The 21,837-nt window shown below is 39.1% G+C and carries 25 protein-coding genes, 1 tRNA gene, 4 pseudogenes and 2 riboswitches; of the genes and pseudogenes, 17 read left to right on the top strand and 13 right to left on the bottom strand.

Annotated elements, in window-relative coordinates; all coding sequences use genetic code 11:
* Positions 1–294 precede the first annotated feature (294 nt).
* On the top strand, positions 295–1,401 hold the full coding sequence (locus AC6CIB_RS20295) for a YqgU-like beta propeller domain-containing protein (protein ID WP_498283758.1): 1,107 nt from the start codon (positions 295–297) through the stop codon (positions 1,399–1,401).
* Positions 1,401–1,715 carry an MTH1187 family thiamine-binding protein gene (locus tag AC6CIB_RS20290; protein ID WP_498283756.1) on the top strand — a complete coding sequence of 105 codons (315 nt, stop codon included), beginning with the start codon at positions 1,401–1,403 and terminating at the stop codon, positions 1,713–1,715. The genes AC6CIB_RS20295 and AC6CIB_RS20290 overlap by 1 nt, the downstream gene beginning before the upstream one ends.
* Before the next feature lie 52 nt (positions 1,716–1,767).
* On the opposite strand, the gene AC6CIB_RS20285 is transcribed toward AC6CIB_RS20290, so the two are convergent.
* Positions 1,768–2,121: a winged helix-turn-helix transcriptional regulator gene (locus AC6CIB_RS20285; RefSeq protein WP_113970497.1), complete on the bottom strand. Its 354-nt coding sequence runs from the start codon at positions 2,119–2,121 to the stop codon at positions 1,768–1,770.
* A 410-nt stretch (positions 2,122–2,531) separates the two neighbouring features.
* On the bottom strand, positions 2,532–2,705 hold the full coding sequence (locus tag AC6CIB_RS20280; RefSeq protein WP_148969664.1) for a DUF2759 domain-containing protein: 174 nt from the start codon (positions 2,703–2,705) through the stop codon (positions 2,532–2,534).
* Between the two features lie 198 nt (positions 2,706–2,903).
* On the opposite strand from AC6CIB_RS20280, the gene AC6CIB_RS20275 reads away from it, so the two are divergent.
* Positions 2,904–3,539: an MBL fold metallo-hydrolase gene (locus tag AC6CIB_RS20275; RefSeq protein WP_498283754.1), complete on the top strand. Its 636-nt coding sequence runs from the start codon at positions 2,904–2,906 to the stop codon at positions 3,537–3,539.
* A 46-nt stretch (positions 3,540–3,585) separates the two neighbouring features.
* On the opposite strand, the gene AC6CIB_RS20270 is transcribed toward AC6CIB_RS20275, so the two are convergent.
* Both AC6CIB_RS20270 and AC6CIB_RS20265 read right to left on the bottom strand, forming a co-directional pair.
* Positions 3,586–3,831: a DUF2626 domain-containing protein gene (locus AC6CIB_RS20270; RefSeq protein WP_113970494.1), complete on the bottom strand. Its 246-nt coding sequence runs from the start codon at positions 3,829–3,831 to the stop codon at positions 3,586–3,588.
* A gap of 81 nt (positions 3,832–3,912) precedes the next feature.
* Positions 3,913–4,611: a helix-turn-helix transcriptional regulator gene (locus AC6CIB_RS20265; RefSeq protein ID WP_498283752.1), complete on the bottom strand. Its 699-nt coding sequence runs from the start codon at positions 4,609–4,611 to the stop codon at positions 3,913–3,915.
* A 218-nt stretch (positions 4,612–4,829) separates the two neighbouring features.
* Here AC6CIB_RS20265 and mgsR point away from each other — a divergent pair, with 218 nt between their 5' ends.
* A complete protein-coding gene (gene mgsR, locus AC6CIB_RS20260; RefSeq protein ID WP_498283750.1) occupies positions 4,830–5,210 on the top strand; it encodes a transcriptional regulator MgsR in 381 nt (126 codons plus the stop codon).
* Positions 5,211–5,423: 213 nt separating this feature from the next.
* Here the strand turns inward: mgsR and AC6CIB_RS20255 are convergent, their stop codons facing one another.
* Positions 5,424–5,666, bottom strand: a complete 243-nt coding sequence (locus AC6CIB_RS20255) for a DUF3977 family protein (RefSeq protein ID WP_498283748.1) — start codon at positions 5,664–5,666, stop codon at positions 5,424–5,426.
* A 255-nt stretch (positions 5,667–5,921) separates the two neighbouring features.
* Between AC6CIB_RS20255 and AC6CIB_RS20250 the strand changes: the two genes are divergently transcribed.
* Positions 5,922–6,452: a GNAT family N-acetyltransferase gene (locus AC6CIB_RS20250; protein WP_498283746.1), complete on the top strand. Its 531-nt coding sequence runs from the start codon at positions 5,922–5,924 to the stop codon at positions 6,450–6,452.
* Positions 6,453–6,618: 166 nt separating this feature from the next.
* On the opposite strand, the pseudogene AC6CIB_RS20245 reads toward AC6CIB_RS20250, so the two are convergent.
* The 5 genes and pseudogenes from AC6CIB_RS20245 to AC6CIB_RS20225 all read right to left on the bottom strand — a co-directional run bounded on the left by AC6CIB_RS20245 (position 6,619) and on the right by AC6CIB_RS20225 (position 9,357).
* A pseudogene (locus AC6CIB_RS20245) lies at positions 6,619–7,028 on the bottom strand (DUF6262 family protein).
* Positions 7,015–7,749, bottom strand: a pseudogene (locus tag AC6CIB_RS20240) (tyrosine-type recombinase/integrase); the annotation flags it as partial. The pseudogenes AC6CIB_RS20240 and AC6CIB_RS20245, both read right to left, overlap by 14 nt.
* Positions 7,741–8,298 (bottom strand): annotated as a pseudogene (locus AC6CIB_RS20235) (site-specific integrase); the annotation flags it as partial. The pseudogenes AC6CIB_RS20235 and AC6CIB_RS20240, both read right to left, overlap by 9 nt.
* A 267-nt stretch (positions 8,299–8,565) precedes the next feature.
* Positions 8,566–8,637 (bottom strand) — tRNA-Gln (locus tag AC6CIB_RS20230).
* 82 nt (positions 8,638–8,719) lie between these two features.
* Positions 8,720–9,357, bottom strand: a pseudogene (locus AC6CIB_RS20225) (cupin domain-containing protein).
* A gap of 238 nt (positions 9,358–9,595) precedes the next feature.
* Between AC6CIB_RS20225 and comGA the strand changes: the two are divergent.
* The 9 genes from comGA to AC6CIB_RS20180 all read left to right on the top strand — a co-directional run bounded on the left by comGA (position 9,596) and on the right by AC6CIB_RS20180 (position 14,372).
* The gene (comGA, locus tag AC6CIB_RS20220; protein ID WP_498283772.1) at positions 9,596–10,669 is read left to right on the top strand and encodes a competence type IV pilus ATPase ComGA; all 1,074 of its coding nucleotides are present in this window, start codon (positions 9,596–9,598) and stop codon (positions 10,667–10,669) included.
* Positions 10,653–11,675, top strand: coding sequence for a competence type IV pilus assembly protein ComGB (gene comGB, locus AC6CIB_RS20215; protein ID WP_498283744.1), 1,023 nt, complete (start codon positions 10,653–10,655; stop codon positions 11,673–11,675). The genes comGA and comGB overlap by 17 nt, the downstream gene beginning before the upstream one ends.
* Before the next feature lie 121 nt (positions 11,676–11,796).
* A complete protein-coding gene (gene comGC / locus AC6CIB_RS20210; RefSeq protein WP_498283742.1) occupies positions 11,797–12,102 on the top strand; it encodes a competence type IV pilus major pilin ComGC in 306 nt (101 codons plus the stop codon).
* Complete coding sequence (comGD, locus tag AC6CIB_RS20205) at positions 12,098–12,544, top strand: competence type IV pilus minor pilin ComGD (protein ID WP_498283770.1); 447 nt, start codon at positions 12,098–12,100, stop codon at positions 12,542–12,544. The genes comGC and comGD overlap by 5 nt, the downstream gene beginning before the upstream one ends.
* On the top strand, positions 12,528–12,854 hold the full coding sequence (locus tag AC6CIB_RS20200) for a hypothetical protein (RefSeq protein ID WP_498283740.1): 327 nt from the start codon (positions 12,528–12,530) through the stop codon (positions 12,852–12,854). The genes comGD and AC6CIB_RS20200 overlap by 17 nt, the downstream gene beginning before the upstream one ends.
* Positions 12,781–13,284: a competence type IV pilus minor pilin ComGF gene (gene comGF, locus AC6CIB_RS20195; protein WP_498283738.1), complete on the top strand. Its 504-nt coding sequence runs from the start codon at positions 12,781–12,783 to the stop codon at positions 13,282–13,284. Before AC6CIB_RS20200 ends, comGF begins: the two co-directional genes overlap by 74 nt.
* Positions 13,238–13,621 carry a hypothetical protein gene (locus AC6CIB_RS20190; RefSeq protein ID WP_498283774.1) on the top strand — a complete coding sequence of 128 codons (384 nt, stop codon included), beginning with the start codon at positions 13,238–13,240 and terminating at the stop codon, positions 13,619–13,621. Before comGF ends, AC6CIB_RS20190 begins: the two co-directional genes overlap by 47 nt.
* Before the next feature lie 14 nt (positions 13,622–13,635).
* Positions 13,636–14,145, top strand: a complete 510-nt coding sequence (locus AC6CIB_RS20185; protein ID WP_498283736.1) for a shikimate kinase — start codon at positions 13,636–13,638, stop codon at positions 14,143–14,145.
* A gap of 47 nt (positions 14,146–14,192) precedes the next feature.
* Positions 14,193–14,372, top strand: a complete 180-nt coding sequence (locus AC6CIB_RS20180) for a YqzE family protein (RefSeq protein ID WP_044340022.1) — start codon at positions 14,193–14,195, stop codon at positions 14,370–14,372.
* Between the two features lie 83 nt (positions 14,373–14,455).
* On the opposite strand, the gene AC6CIB_RS20175 is transcribed toward AC6CIB_RS20180, so the two are convergent.
* Positions 14,456–15,247, bottom strand: a complete 792-nt coding sequence (locus AC6CIB_RS20175) for a YqhG family protein (protein WP_498283734.1) — start codon at positions 15,245–15,247, stop codon at positions 14,456–14,458.
* Positions 15,216–16,916, bottom strand: a complete 1,701-nt coding sequence (locus AC6CIB_RS20170) for a DEAD/DEAH box helicase (protein ID WP_498283732.1) — start codon at positions 16,914–16,916, stop codon at positions 15,216–15,218. Before AC6CIB_RS20170 ends, AC6CIB_RS20175 begins: the two co-directional genes overlap by 32 nt.
* Positions 16,917–17,090: 174 nt before the next feature.
* Positions 17,091–17,182, top strand: a riboswitch (glycine riboswitch).
* Between the two features lie 3 nt (positions 17,183–17,185).
* A riboswitch (glycine riboswitch) is annotated at positions 17,186–17,264 on the top strand.
* 98 nt (positions 17,265–17,362) lie between these two features.
* Between AC6CIB_RS20170 and gcvT the strand changes: the two genes are divergently transcribed.
* From gcvT to gcvPB, 3 genes are read left to right on the top strand one after another with little or no spacing between them, the layout of a single operon-like run.
* Positions 17,363–18,469: a glycine cleavage system aminomethyltransferase GcvT gene (gene gcvT / locus AC6CIB_RS20165; protein WP_498283730.1), complete on the top strand. Its 1,107-nt coding sequence runs from the start codon at positions 17,363–17,365 to the stop codon at positions 18,467–18,469.
* Positions 18,470–18,484: 15 nt separating this feature from the next.
* Positions 18,485–19,831, top strand: coding sequence for an aminomethyl-transferring glycine dehydrogenase subunit GcvPA (gene gcvPA / locus AC6CIB_RS20160; RefSeq protein WP_498283728.1), 1,347 nt, complete (start codon positions 18,485–18,487; stop codon positions 19,829–19,831).
* Positions 19,824–21,287, top strand: coding sequence for an aminomethyl-transferring glycine dehydrogenase subunit GcvPB (gcvPB, locus tag AC6CIB_RS20155; RefSeq protein ID WP_498283726.1), 1,464 nt, complete (start codon positions 19,824–19,826; stop codon positions 21,285–21,287). The genes gcvPA and gcvPB overlap by 8 nt, the downstream gene beginning before the upstream one ends.
* A gap of 145 nt (positions 21,288–21,432) precedes the next feature.
* On the opposite strand, the gene AC6CIB_RS20150 is transcribed toward gcvPB, so the two are convergent.
* A complete protein-coding gene (locus tag AC6CIB_RS20150; RefSeq protein WP_498283724.1) occupies positions 21,433–21,816 on the bottom strand; it encodes a rhodanese-like domain-containing protein in 384 nt (127 codons plus the stop codon).
* Positions 21,817–21,837: the final 21 nt, after the last annotated feature.

The following is a 21,837-nucleotide window of genomic DNA, read 5'->3' as shown; positions in this document are numbered from 1 at the left end:
TGTTCGACCAGAGGAGACAAGACTACCATAAAATTCGACTAAATCATAAAAAATGACTCGAAAAATCTTTTGGCAGGTTCCATAAATATCTATTGTAGAAAGTGAAATTCAGGAGTAAAATAAATCATCATCCTATTTAAAGAATAACAGGTTGTGATGACCCAAATGGTGTGTGAGTGAACATCTGGTCATCACTTTTTGAATTTTTGTAATGTTTTTTTAATAATTTTGAAACATTTTCTGCTTTTAAACGTACTAATTATTATGGAATGAATTAAGGGAAGGGAGAAGGGTATGAATAAGAAAAAGGTAAGTGTTTTGCTGTTTTTTCTATTAAGTATACTGTGGCTGTCAGCTTGTCAATCTGAACAAACTCAAACTTCTCCCCCCGAGAAAGAGAAAACTGAAAAAAAGGAAGTCGTTTCAGGAACTCTTGTTCATGAAAGTTTTGAAGAAAACATAGGCTGGCTTTCAGATTCAGAGATTCTTTCCGTACAAAATGATGATGGTCTATCTTCGTTATATATATACAATCTCTATGATGGAAGCAATACGAAAATCTATGGTATTCCTTCATCATTTGTGAGTGCAAGCATTTCACCCGATAAGGAAAAAATACTCATTCATTCTGCACCTGCCTCGTATTCAGCCCGGGTGACGATTATAGACAGAGCAGGAGAGGTGCAATTTCAAGAAGACATCCCATCCTACGAACTGACTCACTCATGGAACAAGTTTAATGATAGTGCTTTGCTAATGACCAGCTTCAGCGAAGATTGGAGCTTTCAAGTATTTCATATTGATGTAGAAGAGGGAACAATGAATCCTATTGAAGTAGAACAGCCATTTGTGCAGTGGCAATCGAAATCTTCCATTCTTTTTCAAGATTGGAATACGGAAGAAATCAGCGTTGCGGCTCCACTCATAACCCAGAATATTCTCGATGGTGGGAAGGAGATGATTGTGGATTCAAGCGTTCATTTCAATCAATTTAACGATTCTCTTTTATCTATCTTTTCTCGTGAAGCAGAAGGTCCGTTTGCGTATCAATTCATTACCTCAGATGGAGAGATTCAGTCAGAATTTACTGTAGATCTGTTGAGTCGTTATTCTGATTGGTTAATTCCTCATTATGATATGATAGAAGGGAAGGGTCAGTTGATTACTTTCGTGGCAAATGAACCGGGTTCCTTTGATACTTACTCTGGTACATTCTCATTAGAAGAATGGGATACGGTTTCTGGAGGAGAAATGGTTCTTTTTGAGGATCTTCCTTTAGAACCTATTCAGTGTTCACCAAATGGGGATTATTGTTTATATGGAAATCAACTTGAGAAAGTAATCGATTTGACTGACTCAACCATCATTCAACTACTGAAAGAAGAAGGAGCAGATCTTTAATGGCAATCGTTGATGTTACAGTCATTCCAATCGGGACGGAATCACCAAGTGTAAGTTCCTATGTAGCGGACTTACATAGAATACTTAAAGAGTATGAGGAAAAAGGGAAAATCCGTTTTCAACTAACTCCGATGAATACCATCATCGAGGGGGATCTTCCTGTTTTGTTTCAGGTCATACAAGACATTCATGAATCGCCTTTCCAACAGGGGATCAAACGGGTAGCAACAAATATTCGAATTGATGATCGCCGTGATAAGAAGACGACAATGGAAGGAAAGCTATCTTCTGTACAGCGTCAACTCGAACGATAAGCAACCAAAGGGGTGAGTATCTTAAAGATACTCACCCCTTTGGTTTTCTGAACTATGCTTCCTCACTATCCACCAACACTTCGCTTTTGTCAGGATACGTTTTCTCAATATGCTGTTCTCCCCATGCACATAGCATATCTAAAGGTCCTTTTAACGACCATCCATACTCAGTTAATTCGTATTCTACTTTCGGGGGAACTTGATTGTAAATAATTCTATTGATGACTCCATCTGCTTCGAGCTCTCTTAGCTGCTGCGTCAGCATTTTCTGAGTGATTCCAGGCATTAGTTTCTTCAATTCACTGGTTCTTCGCTTGCTTTTAATCAAATGACAGAGAATCACAACTTTCCACTTTCCCCCGATGACTTCTAAGGAAGCCTCCACAGGTATATTATATTTTTTCATTAGTAAACCTCCGTTCCCTCACGATATCTTTCCATATAGGATAGGCTACTACATTGGCTATTATCCTTATCGGCTTAAACATATTTCTATTATAACGTACCCATTGTAATTGACTATAGGGTACTTTTTAGTGCCTACATAACTTTCGAGTACCCTAATCAAAAGTAAAGGCTCTTTTCGTAAAGATTGTTGGTTTTTTCATAAGGTCTGCTTGAGCTCTGTCAATCAGTATGTGCTGGATGGTGAGGGGAACTGCTTCGCTTGCAGCTAGCGTTCGGCCGAGCCTCCTGAGCGGAAATCAACTACTACTTTCTTCTCTAAGATAGCCACAAACTTTACGAAAAGATCCATCATAAAAAAGCCTTCCGTCATGAAACGGAAGGCTTTTTTATGATGATTCATTTGTTTAATTAATGCCCACCTGGGTAACCAGAGTGAAGGACAGTCATAATTGTAAACCAACCAAAAACACCTAATGTTGCCAGTGAGAAAAGAATTCCCATAGCGTTCTTGTTTTTGAAAGTGCTTACTACCGCAAACAAAGCTAATAATGTAACCAATGCTGTAATAATTACAAGACCCATTTATATGACCCCTTTCATTAAAATGCGTTTTACTACCTAATAACCATATGTACATAAATGCACTCATTAACATTTTATATTTTTTTCCTCTGTTTGTCGAGGTCAAAAATTTGACACTTCCGTGGCGCTTTATCCACCATGTTTTATGAGGGGATAAGTTCTGCTACAATAATAGTATCACATTTGGAGGTGGAGACGTTGCAGTGGAAACAAATTCCGTTAGGCCCTTTACAAACCAACTGCTATATTCTATGGAACACAAAAAATGAATGCTTGGTCGTGGATCCGGGTGGAGAAGGGGATAAGCTGATTCAGTGGTTAGAGAATCATTCGTTAACTCCGTTAGCCATTCTCCTTACCCATGCTCATTTTGATCATATTGGAGCAGTTGATCAAGTACGTGACAACTTTAGCATTCCCGTATATGTTCACGAGAAAGAAGCGAAGTGGTTATTGGATCCTTCATTAAACGGATCTCAATTATTCATGATGGGTGATCTGATCCGACTTAAGCCTGCTGATTACATATTAACTAATGAAAAACACCTGACCATTGGTGATTTTCAGCTGCAATTATTTGAAACACCTGGTCATTCACCTGGTAGTATTTCTTATTATGTACAAGAAAGTGGAATCGTATTAGCAGGAGATACGTTATTTATGGGCAGTATCGGGCGATCCGATTTGCCTGGAGGAAATCATAAAGAGCTGCTGGCAAGCATTCATGAAAAGTTGTTAACGTTGCCTGAGACTACGACGGTTCTACCTGGTCACGGTCCGGAAACATCGATTGAAGATGAGATGGATTCAAATCCATTTTTAAATGGATTTTAACATGCACAAAAAAATTCCCTTTAGCCATAAGCTAAAGGGAATTTTTTTAGTGTCCTCCTGCACCCGGAGTCATCATAAAGGTCGTCCAATAAGTAAATCCAGCAAAGAACACTGTTAAGTAAGCACCGAAAATGTAAATATACATACGTTCGGACAGTTTTAAATAGCTAAGCATAATGAAGAATCCTGTTTGGCCTAAAAAGATTAATGATGTCGTGGTCATATCACCAAGATAGAACATTACAGCAAAAATACCAGTCCAAAATCCAAGAACTCTAAACATACGATCCATATGTAACCCTCCTTTGCACCCTAAGTCCATCATTCAATATTATAAATGAATACTACCATAAAAGTAAATATCCGTTTGCTTTTAGTTTGTGACGATTACGTGATATCTACACGTGGAACAGTCATTTATCATATTTTCTTCTTGTTTAAATTCTTCCACAGAGTATAGAGTTTCAAACATTCCTTTTAATAATGCGTTGTGTAAACCGCATATGAACACGGGTTCCAGCTGAGCATTTTCATTCAAAGGGCAATGATCATAGTGGAACTTAACTTGACCTTTATCACTGATTGACTCATCTAAAGTTAAGCCGATCGATTTGGCAATTTCTGATAAAACATGCAACTTTTCAGCTTGAGTTACCTCAACTAAGGATAGGTTATGGCTTTCAAGGTAGTGGTCCACCAAGCCTTTACCGTACTCATATCCTGTCTCCACCAGAACCCTAAAACCTTCTTCTCCCAGCTTAGCTATTGAGGAGAGGGTGAGATCACTAAGTAAACGGAAGTCACGAGGAGGAAATGATAACTGCACGACTTCTTCAGAAGGGATATATCGTTTGCCTGGCCTCCCGCCTTTGCCGGTCTTTACATATTCTGATTGCAACACTCGAATTTCTTCAAGCTTTGATAGGTGTAGACGGGCAACATTCGGGTGAATATGAAACTCTTCGGCGATGTCTTGAACTGAAAGCTCATGTTTTCTCTTACTAATGTACAAGTAAATGGAATACCGGGTCGGGTCTGAAAGTACGCTTGTAACCTTCAGTGTCATATCCATTCATGAAACACCTCAATTTTGTGGTTAATAACTCCATTATAAGCCTCAAGAAAAAGAATGGATATGAATGGAAAGCCTATTATAGCTTGATTAATTCAGTGTTTATAAAAAGTTCACAAATTCTCAAGGGATATAAATACACAAAAGTTATACAAATAATGTACAATATGTTTAATGACTCATAAACAAGCAAGTTTAAATTTAAGGAGGTCATGAAAGTGAATAACCTGACATTTTTTACTTATCCAAGCTGTACCTCTTGCCGAAAAGCCAAAAAATGGTTAACTGCCCATTCCGTTGATTTTGATGAAAGACATCTATTCAGAGAGAAACCTACACATAAAGAACTGATGGAGCTTCTAACCCTAACAACCGATGGACTCGATGAAATATTGGCGACAAGAAGCCAAACCTTCAAAGACTTAGGTAAAGATGTGAACGATTTACCTCTATCAGAAGTGATTAAATTAATTATTGAAGAGCCAAAACTTCTCCGCAGACCCTTGCTAACAGACGGTAAAAAGCTGGTGGTCGGCTACAATCCAGAGGGATTACAAGGCCTTGCGAACAAGAACAGATCGTTAAAGAAAAGCAGCTAATAAAAATACATTGGTTAGATTGAAAACGGCAGGCACTTTGATCAAGACCTATATTGTAAAAAGCCATAAAAAATAAAGATCGATACATATTAGACATGACTAATATGTATCGATCTTTTACTTCTATTCCACAATCGCGCCCTTTAATGGAAGATCGTTCTTAAATATCCATACGTCAGATATTTAACAAAAACTCCCGATTGTAGAATACTCTTAAAGACTGACAATACCCAAAATTAGTTTAAATTCTTTCCGTTTTTTCTTCATACGCTTTAATCCATCTTTAGAGTCTAAAACTAAAACTAAAACTGTTTTTCCTATCCACAACCTTATGTATATTGACTGGAACTTAATTGGTCCAATAATCCCTTTATCTTCAAATTCTGTACCATCTTCCATTTCTGTTTCAGTTCTTACTAGCCATTTATTTCCGATTCCACATTCTATGTACTTCAAAGAGCCAGCCTCTTTCTACAATATCAAATTAAATCCAATTTCATATGTAATAACCATCTGCAGCAATTGCGCCCTTTTCTGGAATAAGCTACTACATAATATCGTCGTACTGTGACATAACCAAATCTTTAAAACATTCTTGCTTCATCCTTTATAACTTGTATAATAAAACTATCTTGAAACATGAAGGGATTGAACTATGCGCAGATATCAATATCTTAACCCCAAAATAAAAATATAACGGAGGTAAAAATATTGATTAAAGAACTATACACCGAAAGATTATTTCTAAGAAAAATGAAAACATCAGACTCGGCAAACTTGTTTAAAATTTGGTCTGATCCAGAAGTTACAAAGTTTATGAACATCAATAGTTTCACTGATAAAAGTCAAGCAAAAGATATGATTGAATTACTTGATAAGTTATCACAGGAAAACAAAGCTGTTCGTTATTCAATAATTGAATTAGAATCGAATGAAATTATCGGTTCTTGTGGTTATAATTCTTTAGATTTCGAAAACGCCAAAGTAGAAATCGGTTACGATATTAGTAAAGCTTTTTGGGGCAAGGGATACGCTCCAGAAGCCATTTTCTCTTTAACGGATTATGCGTTTAATTCATTAAAATTCAATAGAATAGAAGCAAAAGTTGAACCTGAAAACATCAATTCGATAAAAGTCTTACAAAAGTTAAACTTTACATTCGAAGGAACAATGAGAAAGTGCGAAAAATCAAAAGGAAAGTTTATTGATCTAAGTATTTATTCAAAATTAATTACAGATTAACTCATCTTCCCTAGCCTACATACTAATGAAATGTAGGCTATTTTTTTCTTGTGTTTCATAGTATTTATAATTAAGTTAGTTGCACATTTTGGGTCTACTACGTAATAAAAGAGTTACTCCACAATCTGGCCCGTTTGCTGAACAAAAATCAATCAGGATTCTTCGACTATGCTTCGGTAGTGAGGAAGAGGAGGGAACAACGTTCTCCTTCATAACTTTTTGTAACATCTGCATAAGCTACTTTTAAATGTTCTCTAAGTTGCTTGTTCTCTTCCTCCAATTTTTTGTTCTTCCTTTTTAGAGGGGCGATAAGGGCATCCTTATTGCTTTCGTTCATTTCTCGTTTCACTTGTTTGGGGATTGCTATTCTCGTAATGTTTCGATCCTCGTACGGAAGTCCTTGTTGTTATAGAGTGTTGCTTTTGATACATTAGCTTCACTGGACACACTGTTAAAGTTTATTTTTTCATTAGCCTTTATAAGCCTTTTAATGGCTTCATCCACCTTCTGATAGGTGTTAGCCTTACGGTTGGCATGAATCGCTTTCAAATGTGCAGAACGGTCATATTCGGCCATTTTTAACACCTAACTTTCGTTTCATCCGATCTTGTCTACCAAAGATAACATTTCCCTCTTGGAGAGTATTTAAAATGTTCTGGTAACGTTGTAGAGTCTTTGTGTTTTTCTCCGCAATATCTTTTCGGCCCCGTTGTTTTGCTATTTCAATTGCTTTTTATGTGAAGTTCATACTTTTGTTTATCTAATTCTGAAAACCCTACTGCTAAGTCTTTACATGGGGTGTGATTATCACCACAAGCTAGACATGGTGGTGCTTCCATATGAGGACAATTTCCATTCAAACGAGCGTGACACGTTCCATAAGGGTTGTCCATCGCATTTAACTTGTGATCTTGCCATAAGGCATCTAATATTTCTGTTTGTATTTATTCTCCTGCTTTAATTTCTTGTACATCACCGTTTAAGTCAAAACTAAAAACTCCTTGCTTTATCACTGATTCAAACACTTTTCTTTTCGTATCATCTAATAGTTTGGCATATCTTAATGTCATTTCGGGAGATGCGTGAGCCAATAACTCTTGTACTGTAAGAATATCTGCACCACCATTTAACATTTTTACACCATAGGTGTGTCGGAATTGGTGAGCTTTGAAATGAAATAAGTTCCCATTTTCATCGTTAATGTTCTTTTGCTTTGCTAATATATTTAGTTGATCTTGAAAAAACTTTGAGTAAATGGTTTCCCTTTGCGTTGACCACGATATCGAACGAAAATATATTGGATTAAGAACTTATCTCGTATATTAGTGGTTGCTTTTAATACTTGCTTTACTTGTTCTTTTGTAAGTGTATCTACTTTTTTGCGTGGCTCTTTTAATTTCAGTATGTTTTTGATTGATTGCTGTCCTTATTTACATGATGTAAGAACTTTTTGTAACGTGAGAAACCTCCTGTAAATACTTGTTTCATTAACTTTTCCATCATATCGTTTTGTACATCTTCATTTCGGTAGAGGTAATCATAGAAGTTTGCTATAACTGTAATTGTAAGATTAATTGTTTTTTCCGTTCGCTTTGCTTTCTCTTGGTGAAATGGAGTGACTTTTGAACTTTCATAAGGACTTCTTAACCACCCCACAAACTCTACTAAATCTTCTAACCTAATATACTTGTGATCTTTATCAGTTTCTTCTGAGTATTAGGGCTTTTTCCTGAAATATCTAAATGCTTTATATATATTTCATAACTGGCATTAGAGGGAATCCATCTCGATCCAGTAATATGTATCTCTTGTCGTTATTCTCAATGAGAACTTCTTGTACCCTCATAATATCCACCTCCCAAAAATCCATATAACGCTCGGTCTAAAGACCTCACTACGCCTCCCGCTGTGGGCTACGTCCTCCATCTCTCTCAAACCGAACATATGTTCTTGTTTATCATAAACATATTAGACTATATTTTCAATATCTAATTAATAAGCTAATTTGTATGAAAAAAGAGGATATATGCTCATATATTGAACATAAATATCCTCTTATTAGTTTAGTCTACTTAATGTGAAAAGTGCCTGCCGTTTTCAATGGCTTTTTTAACTGGGCTAGCTGGATTCGAACCAACGCATGTCGCAGTCAAAGTGCGATGCCTTACCGCTTGGCTATAGCCCATTGGATTGTCTTTACAAAATATAGTATGGTTGTATTTTAAAATTCTATTCATTTGTTTTTATAAAAAGTTCCCTCCCGCTTTCTAAATGGTTTTTGGAATGCACTGACGATAATAATATAGGTTTGGCTGGTATTGAGAGTGGTATGGTGAATAGGCGAAATGGCACTGTCGTTTAGATGAATGCCTTTGAGGTTCTAAGCAACCCGGACCAATGTAAGTACTTGGTTTCACCTTTTCTGTCGTTTTGATCCACGCACTCTCATCCATGCAATAATTGTACCCATGACACTTGGAGGGGTGAACTTTAAGATATCTGAACCTAATATTACTTCCGGAGTAGGCGCATTAAAAATGGCCAATAGGTGAGTTTGATCTTGGGTTGCTTCCTCATAATGCCACCAGCCTTGTGGGACATTGGCCACCTGTCCTGGAGAAATGCGGTAATTCAGTATTTGTTTCGTATATGGATTGAGCATGGAAACGGTAGCTCCACCAGATATGCAATAGACCAGTTCAGCTGCGTTCTGATGGTAGTGAGGTTCCACAAAATTATGTTTACTTAAATAGATATCAAGAAGGGAAGAGTTATCCAACGTATTCAACTGATTTACCCCTAAGATATTTATTAAATTTTGATTGTCTTTTTTAAATAAGGGACTTTTATTAACATCAAAAGAGAATTGTGCTTCCGGAGAGGTGTAATCTATGTATTTACTCACGTGATATCGTCACCACTTTCGATTTTATGAAATTTATTCTTTTTATGTATATGGGCGAGGGGAGAAACTGTGAATGACTGGTGTCGGGTTTGAGAATGGAAGAAATGATTTCAAAAGGAGTTTTCCCTTTGAATATTCCAATAAGTATTTAGTGAGAAAAAATTTCAAGAAAAAGAAGGATTTTGTAAATTAATGTCGTATATCTTAAGTTAGGAAAACAGAAAGGCGGTGCCAATTTATATTTCACTCAGTAGAATCCCTATCGGAAGCAATGATTGGAGAAGCTTTCAGCAGTGATGCGACAGATGTTCATGTAATACCCAGAACCAAAGATTACTTGATTCAATTCAGGAAGCTGGGAGCATTGGTTCCATTCCAGACCATTGACTCGGATCAGGCAGAACGATTAATTGCCCATTTAAAGTTCATGGCCTCCATGGACATTGGAGAAAAACGAAAACCTCAAAGTGGCTCCTTTAGCCTTACCGTCCGAAACACCCCCCTATCTCTCAGAATTTCTACTTTACCAACGACTCATTTAAAAGAAAGTCTCGTCATTCGAATACTCCCACAAAAATATCAAATACCAATTGAAAAAATATCACTATATCCTTCCTCTGCAAAAAAATTACTTGCTCTACTTATGTATTCTCATGGTCTCATTTTGTTCACAGGACCGACTGGCAGTGGGAAAACAACGACTTTGTATTCCCTTGTTCACCATTGTTCGGCAGCCTTGAACCGCAATGTGATCACACTGGAAGATCCCGTGGAGAAGATGCATGAGGATATGGTACAGATACAAGTGAATGAAAAAGCCGGGATAACGTATTCCACCGGCTTGAAAGCGATTTTACGGCACGACCCGGATATTATCATGGTGGGGGAGATACGGGATCGGGAAACGGCGGAGATTGCAATAAGGGCGAGCTTAACAGGTCATTTGGTAATTTCAACGATGCATACGAAAGATGCAAAAGGGGCGATCTATCGTTTAATGGAATTAGGAGTTGAGTGGCATGACATTGAACAGACACTGCTGGCCGTTTCAGCCCAGAGATTACTAAGGTTAGTGTGTCCGGTTTGCAAAGCAGAGTGTGGTGGGAAATGCCATCGAGTTAAAACTCTGAACATGGCATCTGTATATGAAATTGTGACCGGAAGTGCTTTGAAGGAGGTGCTGAAAGAGGCGAAAGGTGAAAAAGCGCGACATCAGTACCATACACTCCAGACTTTAATCAATAAGGGGGTGGCACTAGGATTTGTTTCAGAACTTGAATATAGGAAATGGGTTCATGAAGAAAAGCGATGATCAAGGTAAGTTTCTTAAAAGACTGGGAGACCTCCTCCAAAAGGGCTATAGTTTTTCAGAAGCCATCGATTTTCTCTTGCTCCCTAAAGAAAAGAATACGATTAAATTAAAAAAGAGAATGATTGGATCGTTGCAAAAAGGAGAGTCCGTCTCTTCGGTCATCAATAAACAGCTAAATATCCCAAGTCACGTCAGTGCACAAATTTATTTCGCCGAGCATCATGGTCAAATGGGCCACACTCTATCAGAGGCGGGAAACTATCTGATAAAAAGAAGGAAAAACCAACAGAAAATACAACAAGTCATTCAGTATCCATTAATGCTCATCTTCGTCTCGATTTTAATGATGGTCTTACTTCGAACAGTGCTATTTCCAAGATTTCAGTCTCTGTATACTTCTATCGGATATGAACCTTCAGCGAATCTATTGTACCTCCTGCACTTCATCGAAAGATTCCCAGTGATTTTCAGTATATTTTCACTATCACTTTTTTTCATCACCATAATCTTATTTCTGTATAAAAAAAGGATATCTCCTGTTAAAGTGTCTGCTGCTTTTTGTCGATTTCCTTATCTCTCTACTTATTTCAAGCTTGGTCATTCTCACTTTTTTGCCAGAGAATTAAGTTTCCTGCTGACAAGCGGAGTATCCATTACAGAGTCCCTTCTCATCATCGAAAGTCAATCCTTCCGACCAACTCTACAATTCATTTCAAAAAGATTGATCAAAGGATTAAAAGAAGGGAAGCCATTTCATGAATGCTTCTCTTCGCTCCCGTTTTTTCAAAAAGAGTTATCCATCGTTGTCCATCACGGGCAATCCAATGGACGATTAGCTGAAGAACTGCGACTTTATAGCGAAATATGCTTTCAAGAATTAGAGGAGAAAACCAATGCATTGCTTAAATATATTCAGCCCATGATTTTTACTTTTGTAGGTCTATTCATCATGGCGATCTACTTCTCCATTATGATGCCGTTATTTCAGATGATGCAGGGGATTTAGAAAAATATCTGAAAAAAGCCAATACCTGGGAATACCTTGAGATAACAGCTAATTAAATGCAAAATCGTCGTACACCACAGTCACACCAGTAACTAATACCCAAAACCCAAGGAGGAACACCATGTTCAAAAACGAAAGAGGCTTTACTCTAATCGAGATGATGATTGTATTATTAGTCATATCTGTATTGCTTTTTATTACGATACCCAACGTCACCAACCAAAGCAATTCAATTAACTCCAAAGGCTGCGAAGCATTTGTTCACATGGTGGAAGGCCAGGTTGAAGCCTACAAAATGGAAGGGAATGCGCTTCCGGTCACCATAGATACGCTCGTCACAGATGGGTATTTAAATGAGGATTATAAAGCCTGCCCCGACGGAAGCGCAATTACCATTGATGCCGAAGGGAAGGTAACCTCTAATTAATGAAGAAATAAATGGGGAAGCAGGTTATACCCTCATCGAGATACTTTTCGTCTTATTGATTTTCACGACCCTTCTCTCATGGGTCAGCTTTTCCATCCTACCCATGAAAGAACATAACGAAAAGGACCTATTCCTTTCCCAGCTCCAATCAGACCTCTATCAGATCCAAAGCCACAGCATTAGACATCAAGTTCCCATTACCGTGACTTTTTACCCGATAACAAATAAATACGTTGCGAAAACCACTACTAGACAAACGATCGTCTCAAGAGAGATTTCATCTTCCATTCAGATTACATCAATAAACAGCTTGGAAGACATCACATTCTACCCGAATGGAAATACAAACGGATTCGGCAAGCTGAACTTTAAAATGGGGGATACCATGATTCAGCTAACGTTTCAAATTGGGCAAGGGAGATTTTATGTACAAGAATACTAAAGGTTTCTCACTGCCGGAAACCCTTATTGCCTTCAGTTGCATCCTTATGATATCAGGCGTATTTATACCTTTTCTCATCCACTATGCTTCTCAACTTCAACGACTTCAGCATGAAGTGGAGGCTTTGAAATTTCTTGAAGAAGGGGTGGAGAAGGCAATCGTCAGTCACGAATATGTGGATCATTCAAGAATGTATAAGGGAGTTAGATATGAGCTCGATTGGAAAGGGGGAGGCAATGAAGAAGCGTGTGTTCAATATCATAAAAGAGGTGCGGATCCCCGTGAAGTCTGTATCTCAAAGGCTGAATAACAAAGGATATACATTAATCGAGGCTCTGTTAAGCTTAACAGTATTTTGCATGATTTCACTATGCATTCCTCTCATCATGAAGGGTTTCACTACAATTAAAAATGATATGGTTCCTCCACATTATTATGAATGGAATTTATTCAATGAAAGCTTGAGGCATGAATTATGGAGAGGGCAAAGTGTAGTGATCACGCCAGATAAAATCTCTTTTCTGGTGAGTGGTGAATCCATTTCGTATGAAAAGTATAATCATTCTATTCGAAGGAGGGTAAATAATCAAGGGCATGAAGTTGTTCTACAGTCAGTGGATTCATTTAGCTTTGCTTCCATTATCCAGGGAGTGCATATGGATTTGGAGTTTGTTGGTGGAGAAAAAGTGGAGGGTGAATTCTTTTACTTTTCAACCGAACAAGGAGAAGGAATGCCTTAACAATAAGGGGTTCATATTCCCCTATACTTTATTGCTTCTAATGATTGTTTTATCTATAGGATTTGCGGCAAAGGATCTTTTTATTAGTAAATATCTATACTTAACAAATATGAAAGGCATTCATGAAAGAAACGTGAGTGTGTCCCATGCGATCCTGTTGGAGATGGAGAGTGGGATGCTTACTTACAAACAATTGAAAGGGAATTATGGTGAAATCGTGACACACAGCGAAATGGTCAACTCGGAAGAAATGCGCTTGGAAGTGACATTCAAACGGGATGAGAAGGTTTTTCTTCCAACGACGGTTGTGTATAATAGGGAAAAAAACACATTATAAGTTGGGAGTAGAATATGAAACCGATTGTCTTAATTGGATTTATGGGAGTAGGAAAAACAACGATTGGGAAACGTCTTGGGGAAGTACTGAATCTACCGGTCATTGATATGGACAGTTACATTGAGGATAGAGAGAAAAGATCCATTAAAGAAATCTTTGATCAGCAGGGAGAACAATATTTCAGGGATTTGGAAAACAAGGTGCTCCTTAAGTTAGCCAACAAGCAAGCGATTATCACTACGGGTGGGGGAGTGATTGAAAGAGAAGAGAACCGGGAGATCTTACGACATCAGGACTTTGTATTCCATCTAACTTGTCCTTTTGATGTATTATGGTCCCGTTTAGAAGGGGATGGTGAACGTCCTCTTGTGCAACAAAATTCAAAAGACACTTTATTGAATTTATTCCAGCGCCGCTTACCGTTATATGAAAGTGGGAGTTCCATTACCATTTATACAGAAAATAAAACAGTAGAAGAGATAATGGAAGCAATTCTCCCTCACCTTGAGAATGAGGCTGTATAAATTACCTTTTCCCGGGCATACTGATAAAAGCGGGAGGTGGTGCTTTTATGTCAGTGAATGATTATGTTAAATTCATAACACAAACATTTGTACAACATTATGAAAAATCACCTCATGAGCGTAAAAGTATAAAGAAGCAACGGAAGAATGAGCGAGAACCATTCTTATTTCGCTGGTTCGGGATCATCCCATATGCTTTCATGATCATGTTTAAGAAAAATAAATAGGATAGATAATGGCTGCCTTTTGGCAGTCTTTTTTTATGAAGTTAAACGGAGTAAGTGTGTGATGCACTTACTCCGTTTACCGGTTAACTAGAATGCTGTAAATAAAAAATCCCGCCATTGATGATATCAATGGAGATCTTAGGCTCATACTGCTCTTTCAATGCTTGTTGTTCCAAGAAATAGGATTCGGGCTTTTCCTCTTGATCTCCATAAAAGTGATTCAATAACTGTAAATCTTCCTCCCACGTCTTTCGTGCCTGCTCAGCCCATTCAACAGGTTCTTTTTTGATTTCTTCATATAGAAATGTTTGAATGCGGTTCACTCCGCTTTTCGGTTTAATGATTGGTGTCAATGTGAACGAGAAATCAGGAATCTTAGGTGTCAGGTTTCTGGACATCAATGACGAATGAAAGTTTTCCTGAATGACTCCATTGATCAGGTTTAATCCGATACTTCGAATGCTGTCTTTCTTTCGATTGGATTGATACGAAATTTTGATATTCAGCGCCAGCCATGGATGCAGTGGGGTTTGTTGACCACTTGGTGTGTGCCGGTTTTCGAACAACCGTATATACCCTGCTAAATTTCGTGTTGAATGGAAGATTTGGTGTAACCGCGGAGAACCAAAGTGTATAGGTTCTCCTTTTAAGTCTTCAGGTGCTTTATCTGGATTCGTAATAAGGGATAATGTCATTGGATTTGGGATACCTCCCGTTTTCTCAAGGTAGTGCCAGTAGAACGGACGGTTCATCAGCTCCTTATCCAAATCAATAGTGAGCTGGACGGTCATATGTCCGTCTCCGTTCGCAACCAGGTCACATCCATTAGCCACGAAGTATCTCTCAAGAAATCGATGAATTTCGTGCTGCTGCATTTGATTTCTCCTCCTTTAATTGTTCGGCAAATTGAATCATACTCGTTAAATTCTCCATTTTAATCTTCATTTCCCCTTCCGTTCTGGATGAAGAAAGAATATCGGTTACATGCTCTTCGAAGTCACGGAAATCCAGGCGGGTCAGGATTTCATCCAATTGTCCGATTACACGTTCAAAGAGATTAATTTTTTCATAAAGAAGCTTTAATATATGTTCTTCGACCGTGTTTCTGGTAGCGAAATTGTAGATATGAACATCCTCTGTCTGTCCGAGACGGTGAACACGACCGATTCGCTGCTCTAACCTCATAGGATTCCATGGCAGGTCAAAGTTGATCACGTGATGGCAGAATTGAAGGTTGATTCCTTCCCCTCCGGCCTCAGTAGCAATTAACACCTGTGCATGCTTTTGAAAGAGTTCACGCATCCAATCCTTTTTCCCGCGCTTAAATCCACCTCGGAACGGTACGGAGCTTATTCCATGCTGTTTTAAGAACCATTGCAGATAGAGCTGTGTCGCCCGGTACTCTGTAAATATAATCACCTTATCATTGATTGATTGGACAATTTCCAGTGCTTTCTGAGCCTTGGAGTTCATTGTCACGTTTTCTACTTTTTTCATGAGAGTGCCAATTGTATTCTCAAAACCAGAAGTCGGAGCTTCTTTCTTCTCAAGCATGTTTTTGAGAGTGTAAAATACTGCTTCACGAGAACTGCATGCTTCTCTTTGAAGTGTTAATAGAGAGAAGGAGCTTGAATTAGCCCAGTCATCATAGTTCCCTCTAAGCAAATCGATGCTGTTATATAGATCTCTTTCGGCTTCGCTAAAATCGATTAAGACAGTCTTAACGTGTCGTTTTGTCCATTCTATACCCGTATCGCTACGTCTATTACGAATCATCACTTTGTTAATGAGGCTCTTTAAATGTTCATCCTCTTGAAGAGTTCGATCTCCTTTTTTATATCTATCAGAAAACCCGGATTCATTTCCGAGATGCCCCGGCTTAAGGAGAGAAACAAGATGAAAAATCTCTTCGACGCGATTTTGAATAGGTGTGGCCGTCAGCAATAAGCAGAATTTCTTCTTTAAGTTTTGAACAAATTCATAGTTTTTTGTTTTATGATTTTTTAGTTTGTGAGCTTCATCGATAATAACCAAATCATAGTCCTGTTCATACACCTTTTCTCGATGAGGGCTTCGCTTAGCCGTATCCATGGATGATACGACAATATCGCACTGATCCCATACGTAACTTTTTCGTTGCGGGACAGCCGGGATGAAAAACTTACTGTTTAATTCATAGGCCCATTGAGAGACCAGGGATGCTGGAACCAATATTAATACTTTCTTAACTAATCCTCTAATCATGTATTCTTTCAATATTAATCCTGCTTCAATGGTTTTACCTAAGCCGACCTCATCTGCAAGAATCGCTTTTCCGTTCATCGTTTCGACAACCTGCTTTGCTGCTTCAAGCTGATGGGGGAGAGGAGTGACATTTGCCAAATGTTTTGGAGCTTGCAGGCCTTCAAAGTTCGGGATTGCGAGATGATGTTCAAATTCGATGGCCAGCTTATAAAGCTCCCAATTTCCCCATGGGCCATCGTTATCAATTAAATTCTCGAGACCCTCGCCCCATTCTTCATCAAATAAAACCTCAACATTCATCTGAAAAACATCTCCTTAATTCTAATAAAAATGATTGCTCAATCCTCGTATTTAATGGTAGGATGAAAATAGATTTTCTAATGTTAGAAAAACTCGAAAATCCGAACATTCACATTTACAACATTTCTTCTGTATATTTCTAGTATGACCAATTGTTTCAAGGAATATTGGCGAATGATAACAAGGGGAGAGACTGTGCATACAGCGCCGAAGGAGCAAGCACGTTTAAGTGTGAATCTCTCAGGCAAAAAGACTCTTGTTGGACGCAACTCTGGAGAGTGTTTCCATACCGGAAACCACCAAAGGGGAAAGCCGTTCTTCGGTAAACTTTCAGGTGCAAGGACAGAGAAAACTTCTTTATGAAAAGGGGTTTTTCTGTCCTTTTTTTCATGGGATAAAACTTGGTTAAGGATTATGCATGTAAGGAAGACAAAGGGGGAAAAGTCATGTCAGAGTTAAAACAAACACCTTTATACGAAGTGTACAAAGAGTATGGAGGAAAGACCATCGACTTCGGTGGCTGGGCTTTACCAGTGCAATTCTCAAGTATTAAAGAAGAACATGAAGCGGTACGATCCCGGGCTGGACTATTCGACGTTTCTCATATGGGAGAAATTGAAGTGAAGGGTGAAGGGGCTCTTGACTACTTACAAAGAATGATGACAAACGATGTCTCCAAAGTAAAAGACGGAGGAGCTCAGTATACGGCTATGTGCTACGAAAATGGTGGGACGGTCGATGACTTATTAGTTTATAAAATAAAAGATAATGATTATTTGCTTGTTGTCAATGCAGCAAATATAGATAAAGATTTTCAGTGGCTGAAAGAACATGAAGTCGATGGCGTAGAAATCAATAACATCTCTGAACATATGGCGCAATTGGCACTTCAAGGTCCACTTGCTGAACAGGTTTTACAAATACTTACAAACGAGCATTCACTAAGCGATATCGGATTTTTTAAATTTCAGACCGAAGTGAACATAGACGGAAAGCAAGCACTTGTTTCACGTACCGGTTACACAGGGGAAGACGGATTTGAGATTTACTGTGATGCAAATGATGCGGCAGCAATCTGGAAGGCGGTCTTAGCTGCGGGCAAGGAGCATGGTGTACTTCCATGCGGACTTGGTGCACGTGATACATTGCGTTTTGAAGCGAATCTTGCACTTTACGGACAAGAATTATCTCAATCGATCACGCCGATCGAAGCAGGGATTGGATTCGCCGTAAAAGTGAATAAAGAGGTTCCATTTAATGGTCAAGAAGTGCTGAAACATCAAAAGGAAGAAGGCGCTCCAAGAAGAAGCGTCGGGATTGAAATGATCGATCGCGGAATTCCCCGTCATGGATATAAAGTGTATGCCGGTGAAGAAGAAATAGGGGAAGTCACAACCGGTACGCAATCTCCAACACTAAAGAAAAATGTAGGATTAGCATTACTTAATAAAGAGTTTACTTCTTTAGATACAGAAGTACTGGTTGAAATCAGAGGGAAAAAGTTAAAAGCGAAAGTAGTAGCGACACCATTCTATAAAAGACCAAAGAAATAGGGAGGAATGACGGTCATGAAGCATCGTTATTTACCGATGACAGAGCAGGATCAAAGGGAAATGTTAGACAGCATAGGAGTAGACAGCGTTAACGATCTATTTGAAGATATTCCTGAGAAAGTTCGTTTCAAAGGGGATTACAAAATCAAAGAAGCGAAGTCAGAAACGGAATTGGTAAAAGAATTGACCAAAATGGCAGCGAAGAATGCTGACTTAAAAAGTCATACATCCTTTTTAGGGGCAGGAGTATACGACCACTACATGCCGATTATCGTAGATCATGTATTATCACGTTCTGAGTTTTATACAGCTTATACACCTTATCAGCCGGAAATTTCTCAGGGAGAACTTCAAGCCATTTTTGAATTCCAAACGATGATTTGTGAACTGACTGGCATGGATGTAGCCAACTCTTCCATGTACGATGGAGGAACGGCTCTTGCAGAGGCAGCTATGCTAAGTGCAGGGCAGACCCGTCGTAAAAAGGTACTGGTTTCAAGTACCGTGCATCCGGAATCACGTGATGTTTTACGATCTTATGCAAAAGGTCAATATATAGAAGTGGCGGAAATCCCGCACAATAATGGTGTTACGGATGTGGAAGAACTTAAGAAATTAATGAGTAATGAAATTGCAGCGGTAATCGTCCAGTACCCTAACTTCTTCGGAAGAGTGGAAGACCTGAAAGTGATCGAAGAAGTGACTCATGCCGATAAAGCGATGTTCGTGGTTTCTTCAAACCCACTTGCATTAGGGGCGCTTACTCCTCCAGGACAATTAGGAGCTGATATCGTCATTGGTGATGCACAGCCATTTGGAATTCCAAGTGCATTCGGTGGACCTCACTGTGGATACTTTGCCGTAAATAAGAAGCTTATGCGTAAAGTACCAGGCCGTCTTGTTGGTCAAACCGTCGATGAAGATGGAATCAGAGGATTTGTTCTGACTCTTCAAGCACGTGAGCAGCATATCCGTCGTGATAAAGCCACGTCTAATATATGTTCCAATCAGGCATTAAATGCACTCGCTGCATCTGTTGCTATGACGGCTCTAGGAAAACAAGGCGTCAAAGAAATGGCCGTTCAAAATATTCAAAAAGCCCATTATGCAAAAGAAGCTTTTAAAGCTAAAGGGTTTTCCATTGCATTTGATGGACCATCATTCAATGAGTTTGTGGTAAAGGTAAATATGCCGGTTAAAGAAATCAATCAAAAGCTTCTAGAAAAAGAAATGATTGGTGGATATGATTTAGGACTAATGGATGACAGCTTATCACAGCACATGCTGGTGGCTGTTACTGAACTTCGCAGCAAAGAAGAAATCGACGCATTTGTAGCAGAATTGGGGGATTGTCATGAATAAGCAAGATCAACCTCTTATTTTTGAATTATCTAAAGAAGGTCGTACAGGCTATAGCTTACCTGAAATGGATGTACCTCAGGTAGAATTATCTGACCTCATTCCAACCGATTATATCCGTACGGAAGAACCGCATCTTCCGGAGGTTTCTGAATTGGATATCATGCGCCATTATACGGCGTTATCAAAACGTAATCATGGTGTAGATTCCGGTTTCTATCCACTAGGGTCTTGTACAATGAAGTACAATCCGAAGGTGAATGAAAACGTGGCGCGATTGAATGGATTCGCCCATATCAATCCTCTCCAGGAAGCGGAAAGCGTTCAAGGTGCACTGGAACTGATGTATGACCTTCAAGAACATTTGAAAGAAATCACAGGCATGGATGAAGTGACCCTTCAACCTGCAGCCGGTGCTCATGGAGAGTGGACTGGTCTTATGATGATCCGTGCCTACCATGAAGCAAATGGTGATACCCACCGCACGAAGGTCATTGTACCGGATTCTGCTCATGGAACGAACCCTGCCAGTGCGACAGTAGCAGGTTTCGAAACCGTAACTGTAAAATCAAACGAAAACGGCTTGGTTGATTTGGAGGATCTTAAGCGTGTAGTTGGAGATGATACAGCAGCCCTGATGCTGACCAACCCGAACACTCTTGGATTATTTGAAGAAAATATTCTGGAAATGGCTGCAATCATTCATGAAGCAGGCGGAAAGTTGTATTATGATGGTGCCAATTTAAATGCCGTATTATCAAAAGCCAGACCAGGAGATATGGGATTTGACGTCGTGCATTTAAATCTTCATAAGACATTTACGGGCCCTCATGGAGGCGGTGGTCCAGGAAGCGGTCCTGTCGGAGTGAAGGAAGACTTGATTAAGTACCTTCCGAAGCCGGTCCTGGTGAAAAATGGCGATACGTTCGAATTCGATTACAACCGTCCTGATTCCATTGGCCGTGTAAAACCTTACTATGGTAACTTCGGCATCAACGTTCGTGCCTATACGTACATTAGAACCATGGGGCCGGACGGACTGAGAGCCGTGACGGAAAATGCCGTTCTGAATGCAAATTACATGATGCGTCGACTTGCGCCTCACTTTGACCTTCCATTCGATCGCCATTGTAAGCATGAATTTGTCATCAGCGGAAAACGCCAGAAGAAGCTTGGCGTCCGTACATTGGATATTGCGAAGCGTCTATTGGACTTCGGATATCATCCACCAACGATTTACTTCCCATTAAATGTGGAAGAATGCATGATGATAGAACCAACCGAAACAGAATCAAAAGAAACCCTTGATTCCTTCATTGATGCAATGATTCAGATTGCCAAAGAAGCAGAAGAAACACCTGAAATCGTCCAGGAAGCACCTCACACAACCATCGTCAAACGTATGGACGAAACACTCGCAGCAAGAAAACCGGTTCTGCGTTATTCAAAAGAAAGCTAAAGAGTGTAAAATTGGAAATCCCCGCAGCGATTCGCTGCGGGGATTTTTTGGGGGACGGACCTTTATAATATATAAAAAATAACGAACCCATCCCACTTCTTCCACAGATCAAAAAAAGGATCGCCCCAAAGGCAATCCTTTTACATTATTTTTTATGTTTTACTTTACCTGTCCACTTTTTAAAGCCGCCCTGCAATTGGTGAAGGTCGCGGTATCCTTTGCGGTGCAGCATTTGAGCTGCTCTTCCGCTGCGAAGTCCGCTTTGGCAATAAAGGTAAACGGGTTGATCGGCACGGATTTCCTTTTGTCTCATTTTAATTTGAGAGAGGGGGATATTTCGTGCGCCAAGTACGTGACCGTTTTCAAATTCATTCGCTTCACGAACATCTATCAACTGAGCTTTACGATATCCTGCTCGAAATTGTTCTTCAGTCAATGTATTCACAATTCTCTTTTGATAGAAGAACGTAAAGAGTGAATAAACAATGATTCCACCAAGTACGACTAAAAGAATATATAATCCTTCCATCATTCATGCTCCTTTCTACAA

Source organism: Rossellomorea sp. GQ25 (assembly GCF_059758515.1).
The sequence above is the reverse complement of the archived record's forward strand: the minus strand, read 5'-3'. Positions and strand labels throughout refer to the sequence as shown.